Annotated in this window: 4 protein-coding genes; 3 read left to right on the top strand and 1 reads right to left on the bottom strand. The window is 37.7% G+C overall.

The genetic code is table 11. The annotated features are described in order from the left end of the window. The 3 genes from ACWA1F_RS20935 to ACWA1F_RS20925 all read left to right on the top strand — a co-directional run. A partial coding sequence (locus ACWA1F_RS20935) for a T9SS type B sorting domain-containing protein (RefSeq protein WP_456896603.1) occupies positions 1-6,043 on the top strand: 6,043 nt, incomplete at its 5' end. Positions 6,044-6,184: 141 nt separating this feature from the next. Continuing rightward, complete coding sequence (locus ACWA1F_RS20930; protein ID WP_456896601.1) at positions 6,185-7,102, top strand: PorP/SprF family type IX secretion system membrane protein; 918 nt, start codon at positions 6,185-6,187, stop codon at positions 7,100-7,102. Between the two features lie 11 nt (positions 7,103-7,113). Then, positions 7,114-9,057, top strand: coding sequence for an OmpA family protein (locus ACWA1F_RS20925; RefSeq protein WP_456896599.1), 1,944 nt, complete (start codon positions 7,114-7,116; stop codon positions 9,055-9,057). A gap of 119 nt (positions 9,058-9,176) precedes the next feature. Here the strand turns inward: ACWA1F_RS20925 and ACWA1F_RS20920 are convergent, their stop codons facing one another. Beyond that, positions 9,177-9,683 carry a CAP domain-containing protein gene (locus ACWA1F_RS20920; RefSeq protein WP_456896597.1) on the bottom strand — a complete coding sequence of 169 codons (507 nt, stop codon included), beginning with the start codon at positions 9,681-9,683 and terminating at the stop codon, positions 9,177-9,179. Between the last annotated feature and the right edge of the window lie 113 nt (positions 9,684-9,796).

Genomic DNA, 9,796 nt, shown 5'->3' with positions numbered 1-9,796 from the left:
GGAAGACAGATCTAATCTTGCTGCTGGAACTTATACTGTAACGGTGAAAGATGCAAACGGATGTTCTTCTGCACCGCTTGCAATAACTATTACGGAGCCTGCTTCTGCTGTCGCTGTGGCTAAAACTTCTCAAACTGATGTATTGTGTTTCGGAGCTGCAACAGGCGCCATCAACATAAGTGCTTCTGGAGGAGTTGGGCCTTACACTTACGACTGGGCTGATCTTGCTGGGACAAACGATCCTGAAGACAGAACTAATCTTGCTGCTGGGACTTACACTGTAACGGTAAAAGACGCAAACGGATGTGCTTCTGCACCGGTTTCCATAACTATTACGCAGCCTGCTTCTGCTGTAGCTGTGGCTAAAACTTCTCAGACTGATGTATTGTGTTTTGGAGCCGCAACAGGCGCAATCAACATTACAGCATCTGGCGGAGTTGGGCCTTACACTTACGACTGGGCTGATCTTGCCGGAACAAACGATCCTGAAGACAGAACTAATCTTGTTGCGGGAACTTATACTGTAACGGTGAAAGACGCGAATGGATGTTCTTCTGCACCGCTTGCTGTTAAAATCACTCAGCCTGCTTCTGCTGTAGCTGTAGCTAAAACTTCTCAGACTGATGTATTGTGTTTTGGAGCCGCAACAGGCGCAATCAACATTACAGCATCTGGTGGAGTTGGCCCTTACACTTACGACTGGGCTGATCTTGCAGGAACAAACGATCCTGAAGACAGAACGAATCTTGCTGCGGGAACTTATACTGTAACTGTGAAAGATGCTAACGGATGTACTGCAGCACCGCTTTCCATAACTATTACGCAACCAGGTTCAGCATTATCATGCTCAGTGGTACAAAATAAACCAGTAACTGCAAATGGATTAAGTAATGGTGAAGCAACTGTAACTGCAATTGGCGGCACACCTAGCTACACTTACTTATGGGATAATGGCGAAACCACTCAAAAAGCTGTAGCATTAAATGCTGGAACACATAGTGTAACAGTAAAAGATGCAAATGGATGTACTACCCAATGTACCATAGTTATTACAGAACCTAATGTACTTTCTTGCAGTATTTCTCAAGACAGTGCTGTAAAATGTTTTGGTGGCAATACAGGTAAAGCAACAGTAACAGCTGTAGGCGGTAACGGAGACTATACCTATGCTTGGGATAATGGTGAAACTACTGCACAAGCAATTGCTCTAACTGCTGGTTTACACAGTGTAACCGTTACAGACAAGTTAGGATATACAACAAAATGTTCTGTTACAATTACACAACCACAAAATGCTTTAAGCGCAGTAAAAAGTCAGACAGATGTTACCTGTGGTGCAGGAAATAATGGATCTGCAACAGTAACTGTTTCAGGAGGAACTGCTCAATATAGCTATTCTTGGAATACAGTTCCTGTGCAAACAACTGCAACTGCAAATAATCTTGCCGCTGGAAATTATACTGTTCTTATTACTGATGCAAATGGATGTACACTTTCTGAATCATTTACTATTTTGGATGGAGATTCAGTTAAACCAATTGTAAATCCATTGCCTGAAACTACAACTATTAATTGTCCGGCAGAACCCGTTTTTGCAGAAGCAACAGCTACTGACAATAATGGAACTATAGCTTCATTAACTTATGAAGATACTATTGTACAAGGTAATTGTGCTGGAGCTTACACTAAAACAAGAACTTGGATTGCCAAAGATTCTTGCGGAAATGTTTCTCTTCCAGTAAGCCAAACAATAATAGTACAAGATAATACGGCTCCAACTTGGACTACACAAGCAAATTCTTTAAACGTAACTTTAGAATGCAACGATGCACAAGGGCTTGCAACAGCTCAGGCTCAGTTCCCAACTGCTTCTGATGCATGTGATAACGATGTTTCTAACATCACTAAAATAAGTGGACAATTTGTAGCTTCTCAAGGATGCGGAAACGCTGGAACATATACTAATACTTGGACTGTAAAAGACGATTGTGGAAATACTTCTGAAACTTTCACTCAAGTAATTACTATTCAGGATACAACTGCGCCTACTTGGACTACTCTTGCTGGAACTCTAAATGTAACTTTAGAATGCAGCGATGCTCAAGGACTTGCTGCAGCTCAGGCTCAATTCCCAATAGCTTCTGACTTATGCGATGCTGATGTTTCAAACATCACTAAAGTGAGCGGACAATTTGTAGCTTCTGAAAGCTGTTCTAATGCAGGAACTTATACAAATACTTGGACTGTAAAAGACGATTGTGGCAACACATCAACAACTTTCTATCAAGTAATTAGTATTCAAGACACTACAGCACCTACTTGGACTACTTTGGCTGGAACTCTAAATATAACTTTAGAATGCAGCGATGCTCAAGGACTTGCTGCAGCTCAGGCTCAGTTCCCAATAGCTTCTGACTTATGCGATGCTGATGTTTCAAACATCACTAAAGTAAGCGGTCAGTTTGTAGCTTCTGAAAGCTGTTCAAACGCAGGAACTTATACGAATACTTGGACTGTAAAAGACGATTGTGGCAACACATCGGCAACTTTCTATCAAGTTATTAGTATTCAAGACACTACTGCTCCAATCTTTACTGGAAACCTTCCTTTAGATATTGAAGTATCATGTGATGCCGTTCCTGAACCAGCAGAAATGAATGTTTCTGATAATTGCAACGAAAATTTACCAATAGTATTTTCTGAAGTAAAATCAGGAATCGAAAACGACTGTCCTACTAATTATACCTTGACTCGTACTTGGAAAATTAGCGACTGCGGTGGCAATACTACTACTCACGTTCAAGTTATTACCGTAAGAGATAAAACAGCTCCAACTGGAACTGCTCCTCAAAGTGTAACAAATGTGGCTACTATTGATGCAATACCTGCAGGAAGTCCATCAGATATTACAGATGCGGTCGATAATTGCAGTCCAACTGTAAACATTACTGTTGCCGACACAAACAACGGAGGAAATGGCTGTGATGGAACACCATACATCTTAACAAGAACGTATACTTTAACTGACTGCGCAGAAAACAAAACCGAATTGGTTCAAACCTTTACAGTGGAAAGCAAAGTTACTGTTAGCGGAGTGCCTACAAATACTAGCTGTTTTGGAGGTACAGATGGAAGCATCGCTGTAACAAGCAGTCCTGGCTCTACTGTTGTAATAACAAATGAAAGAAATGAAGTAGTTGGCAATACCAATTTACCAGCGGGAACTTATACTCTAACTGCAACAGCACCAGTAAACGGCGAAAATCAAGTTTGTTCTGCTACTGCTACTGTTGTAATTACACAGCCTGAATATACTGTGAAAATTTCTGGAAAAATTATCAATGTAGATACTAATACTCCTATTGCAAATGTACCTGTTACGTTAATCCCGCAAGGAACAACTCCAGGTCCAATACAAATGCATATTACAGGAGCAGACGGAATGTACAGTTTCTCTGGAATGCCAGCGGGAGATTATTTAGTACAAGTGCAAGATGCTAATTTAAATAGTGCATACCAATTGTATCCTGTTGATTCTAGCTTATTCTTTACTACTCTTGAAGATTGTAAAATCCAGACTCACGATTTTGAATATGGAGCATCAAAACTTCCTGTTCTTGGAGATTATGTTTGGTATGACACCAATAGTAATGGCATTCAAGATGAATGGTACGATGCCAATAATGATGGTGTTGTTACTAAAAACATTCCAGACTCAAATGGAGCTGTTGATTACAGCCAATGGGAATGGATCGATCTTAACGGAGACGGAAGCTATACTGGTTCTCAAAATGTTGGAGAGTTAAACGCTGGAGGTTTCGGAAACGCACTAAGCCCTAATGTAATTGTTGATGGTCCAAACGGATACCATAAAGAAGTTATTGTAGGTATTGCGGGATTCTGGAGAGAGCGTCCTACTACAGAAAATCCGTACGGAGAATATACAGTAAAATTGGTTAGAGATGCAAATTTCGATACGGTGGCTGCTAATTTAGGCTTTACAGGTTTAGTAAAAGTTATACCTTCAATGTCCGCTAAAAACATTGCTGGAAAAACAAGTAAAGCGCAATTGCACACGGTTTGTAAAACCACAACAGACAGCGGATATGTAGTAAACGTAACTCCAGAAGATCTAGTTCATTTGGATATTGATTTCGGTGTAAGCTGTAAAGAATACAAAGACATTGTGGCTAATGATGATAGCGCCGGTCCAATTGCTGGAGTAAATACTACTACAACCAATGTATTAAATGTAATGACAAATGATACTTTAGAAGGAAATCCGGTAACAGCATCAGAAGTTATTATAACAACGGTAACACCAAATGAGTTTTTACAATTAAATACTGACGGTTCTGTTGATGTATTGCCAAATGCTCCAGTAGGAACATTAACAATGGTATACCAAATTTGCGAAGCAGATCAGACAGACAACTGCGATACTGCCACTGTTACCATTACAATTGAAGGTCCTGTAATGACTGTTACTGCAACATCAATATGTATAAATGATGTTCCTTATGTTGATTATGTTGTGACACCAGGAAATTTCACTCCTGTAAATGGCGTAACCATTGCTTGGGCAGACAGCAACAACAATGTGGTAACCACAATGAAAAACCTTCCATTAAGCGGTCGTGTATTATGGCCAGGTGCTGTAGTCGATGAGCAAGGAAAAGGTATTGACTGGCCAGGATGGATTTTTGAAAACAACAGATGGGTTCAAGGCGCTGACGGATTTGAAAAACTACGCCCAACTTCCAACGTAACCATCTCTGTAAATCCGAGTGAGACTATTACACTGAGCTATCCACCGGCAGATCCTTATTGTACTGCAAGACCAACATTTGCAATTGTTGCCAATGATGATACTCCTGCACCAATAATTACACCAACCGCTCAAACTAGTGTGGGTAATGTTTTAACTAATGATACACTAAACGGTACTGCAGTAAATATAAATGATGTAACATTGACAACAACTGTTCCTGACCCAACGGGTTCAATAACAATAGGCCCTGACGGAGCTATCAATGTTGCGCCAAATACAGCAGGCGGTACTTATACATTAACGTATCAAATTTGTGAAAAAGCCGATTTCGGAAACTGTGACACCGCTATAGTGACTGTTACTATAATCTCTCCTCTTATTGCAAATGATGATACCTTCAGTAATATTGGATGTAATACATTTGGATTAGTAGGCAATGTATTGGCAAATGATTTAAAAGGAAGAATTGCTGTAACATCAGAATTAGTAAACTTTACGCTAGTTGTAGAAGGAAATAATACTAAAACAGATCCAAACATTACGGTTGATGCTGCTGGAAATGTAAATGTATCGAGTTTAACACCTGCTGGCACTTATACTTACAACTACACAATCTGTGATAAATCAAGTCCAGAAAATTGTGATTCAGCTATTATAACCATTATAGTAGTTCCGAATGGTGTGATACAAGTTAGCGGTACAGCATGTAACGATGATTCTACATTGGTAAACTTAAGCAACCTTCTTCCTGAAGGAACTCCAACAACAGGAGTTTGGCAGGATAGAAATAATACTAATGCCTTACAAGGTGGTATTCTTAATCCGTTTGGTTTAGCATTAGGCAATTACGCTTTCGAATATGTGATAGCCGATGAAAGATGTCCAAGAAGCATAGTTTTAAACATGGAAATCAATGATGATTGTAGAGTCTTAGCTTGTGGTAATGTAGTAGTTCATAATGCATTCTCTCCAAACGGAGACAGTATAAATGATTTCTTCAAAATTGACAATATTGATGACATAACTTGTTATCCAGGCAATACTGTTGAAATATATAATCGCTGGGGAATCTTAGTTTTTGAAACTACAAACTACAATAATACAACAAATGCTTTTGATGGAACTTCGAGAGGAAGAACAACTGTTAAGCAATCTGACGGACTACCAACTGGAACTTATTTTTATATCATTACTTATAAAGCTCTAGATGGAAACAACAATGTTCAAGATCATAAATTAAACGGATACTTATATTTATCTAACAACCAGTAAATATTAAAAATACGCTGTAAAACATTCTTTTACAGCGTATTAAATAAAATCATCCGAAAATTTTGATTAATTTTGAACAAACACATTGAAATTCAATGATTTAAATAGTCAATAGTAATTATTAAATTAATAAAATCTACTATGAGAACAAAATTATTTTTCTTCGTCATTCTGTTAGTTACATGTTCTGGCTATGCGCAACAAGATGCACAGTATACGCAATACATGTACAATACAATAACCATAAATCCTGCCTATGCCGGTTCCCGTGGAGTCTTTAGTGTATTTGGTCTTTACCGCACCCAATGGGTTGGACTTGATGGAGCGCCAGAGACAAGCAGTTTTTCAATCAATACACCTATAAACAACAGCAATTTAGGAATAGGAGCATCGCTTGTTAATGACAAAATTGGTCCAACAAATGAGAACAACATCTCAGTTGATCTTTCTTATACCATTCAGACATCAGCAGATTTTAAACTTTCATTTGGTATAAAAGGAACTGCAAATATCTTCAATTTAGATATCAACAAATTAAATCCAGAAAATCAGGGCGATCCCCAATTTCAGGATTTAGATAGCAAATTCAGTCCAAATATTGGTGCGGGAGTTTACTGGCACTCCGACAAAGCTTATATCGGTTTGTCTGTTCCAAACTTCATTGAAACCAACCGATATGATGATAATGATGTTGCCATTTATAAAGATAAAATCAACTACTATTTAATTGGAGGTTATGTATTCAATCTTGATAAATATCAGTACGTAAAATTTAAACCCGCAATTTTGACCAAAATGGTTGAAGGCGCACCACTTCAAGTAGATCTTTCTGCCAATTTTATGTTCTATGATAAATTTATGATTGGTGCAGCCTATAGATGGAGCGCTTCTGTAAGTGCTATGGCTGGTTTTCAGATTACCGAGGGTCTATATATCGGTTACGGGTATGACAGAGAAACCACCAAGTTAAATAATTATAATTCAGGATCACACGAAATCTTCCTGCGTTATGAATTCTTCTCAAATAAAGGCAAAATGACAACTCCTCGTTTCTTCTAAAATAAGGTATCATGAAAAACTATACACTACTTTTCGTTACAATTATAGGCGCTTTTTCATTTAGCAGTCATGCACAGCAGTCAAAAATAAATGCTGCGGATAAAAAATATGACAGCTATGCCTACGTAGACGCAATAAAAATTTATGAAAAAGTGGCTGATAAAGGCTACAAGTCTGAAGACATGTTTAAGAAACTGGGAAATGCCTATTATTTCAATTCAGATTTTCAAAATGCTGCCAAATGGTATGGCGAATTATTTGCAATGAACACCAATGTCGAACCAGAATATTATTTTAGATACGCTCAGTCTTTAAAATCAACTGGAGATGTTAACAAAGCAAATAAACTTCTAGAAGAATTTAATGCCATTTCAAAAAATGATAACAGAGGAAAACTTTACAAAGAAGATGTAAACTATCTGGATCAGATTAAAGCAAATTCTGGGAGGTACCAAATAGAAGATGCTGGTATAAACAGCAAATACTCCGATTACGGCTCGTTTGTTTACAATAATAAAATTTATTTTGCATCTGCACGAGATACAGGAAATTTCACAAAACGCAAACACAAATGGACAGGAGAATATTTTACTAATATTTATAATGCCGATCTGGATCCTGCAACAGGAAGCACCACAAAAGTCAATAAATTTAAATCGGCTATAAATACTAAATTCCATGAAGCTTCGCCAGTTTTTACTAAAGATGGAAAAACAGTTTATTTCACAAGAAACAATTACATCGATGGAAAAAAAGGAAAAGATGACAACAAAATCACTTTAGTAAAACTATATAAAGCAGAACTCGGAAAAGACAACAAATGGACAAACATTGCCGAACTTCCTTTCAACAGCGATAATTACAGTACGGCGCATCCAGCTTTGAGTCCAGACGAAAAAACACTTTATTTTGCTTCCGATATGCCGGGATCTTTTGGGCAGTCAGATCTGTATAAAGTCAATGTAAATCCAAATGGAGGCTACGGCACACCCGAAAATCTTGGAAACACCATTAATACAGAAGGAAAAGAAACCTATCCGTATTTGACGAGCGAAAACGAGATTTACTTTTCATCAGACGGGCATCCAGGTTTGGGAGGTTTAGATGTTTTTGTGGCCAATATTGACAATAATGGAAAAATAAGCAACATTCAGAATATAGGAGCCGATGTGAATTCTCCTAAAGATGATTTCGCTTATATTATTGATCCTGAAACAAGAAGAGGATTTTTTACTTCCAATAAAGACGGAGGTCAAGGTTCTGATGATATTTATAGATTCTTAGAGACAAGAAGACTAAAATGCGTTCAAGAACTTTATGGCACAATAACAGACATAGACACTGGTGTTGCACTTCCAGGAGCAAAAGTCACTTTGTATGATGACCAGATGAATCTAAAAAATTCTGCTGTTGCCGATGCATCAGGCAATTATAGTTTTTCTGTCGAATGCGGAAAAACCTATTATGTAAGAGCTGAAAAACCAGAATATACCACAAAAGAGCTGAGTATTACCATAGATAAAGCAAGCGGTAAAACCAGCCTTCCTATTGCTCTGGAAAAAGCAACCTGCAAAGTTACTGTGGGTGACGATTTAGGAAAATGCTTTGGTATTAAAATGATTTATTTTGATTTGGATAAATCTAATATTAGAACCGAAGCGGCATTAGATCTTGAAAAAATCTTAGCGGTATTAAATGATTATCCAACAATGAAACTGGATATCCGTTCTCACACAGATAGCAGAGCATCACATCAGTATAATGAAGCCTTATCTGACCGAAGAGCTAAATCAACAGTTCAATGGCTGGTTAAAAACGGAATAGCTCCGAACCGATTAACTGGAAAAGGATATGGCGAAACAGAACTTGTAAACAAATGTTCAGACGGAGTTCCTTGTACTGAAGCAGAGCATCAGGCCAATAGACGAAGTGAATTTATTATCACAGCATTATAATAAACTGCAAATAACCAACCCAAAAAGCTGCCTAATAGGTGGCTTTTTTTAATTTAAAAAGTCGTTGCAATTCTAAGAATTACAACGACTTCTAAAAAACCAACCTGTTCAATATACTTTTATAGCTTAACAAAAATGTTAGTATAATATTTTTTTCCTGTAGCAGCATCTGTCGTAACAGCTAATCCGAAGTGGGTAAAATCACCTACAATATTCTCTTTGTGTCCTGGACTATCAAGCCAAGCTCTCAAAGCTGCTTCGGCAGTTTTATAATTGTAAGCAACATTCTCTCCTACTTTCTTAGCTCCCAATACGCTAGTCATATTACTAGATCTAGCCGTAAAATCGTTATGATTTACAACATTATTTTGAATCATATATTTATTATGTTCTTCACATTTAAAAGAAATATGATTCACTCTTTCCAAAGCATTCAAACCAACACTCACACGGTATTCGTTTATCAGCTTCATCGTTTCTATTTCGGTATCGTTGTAAGTGTAATTGGCAACAAGCGTTTCTGTTGGAGCAGTAGTATCCAAGCTTGCTTCGGCAGTGTCAGCAGAACATGCGTTCATTGCGACTAAAATCGCAATGAACAACATGGTGCGCATAATCGTTTTCATAATCATCAGCATTTTAGCGGTTTAAAGTAAATGTTGGGGCAAATCCTTTAAATTTATCTTTGAATTAAATATCGTTTGCTTTATCTGTTCCAAACGTATTCAATTTACCGTTA

It is taken from the genome of Flavobacterium erigeronis (assembly GCF_054075165.1).
Note: the sequence above shows the minus strand (reverse complement) of the source record. Positions and strands in the feature narration are given on the sequence as shown.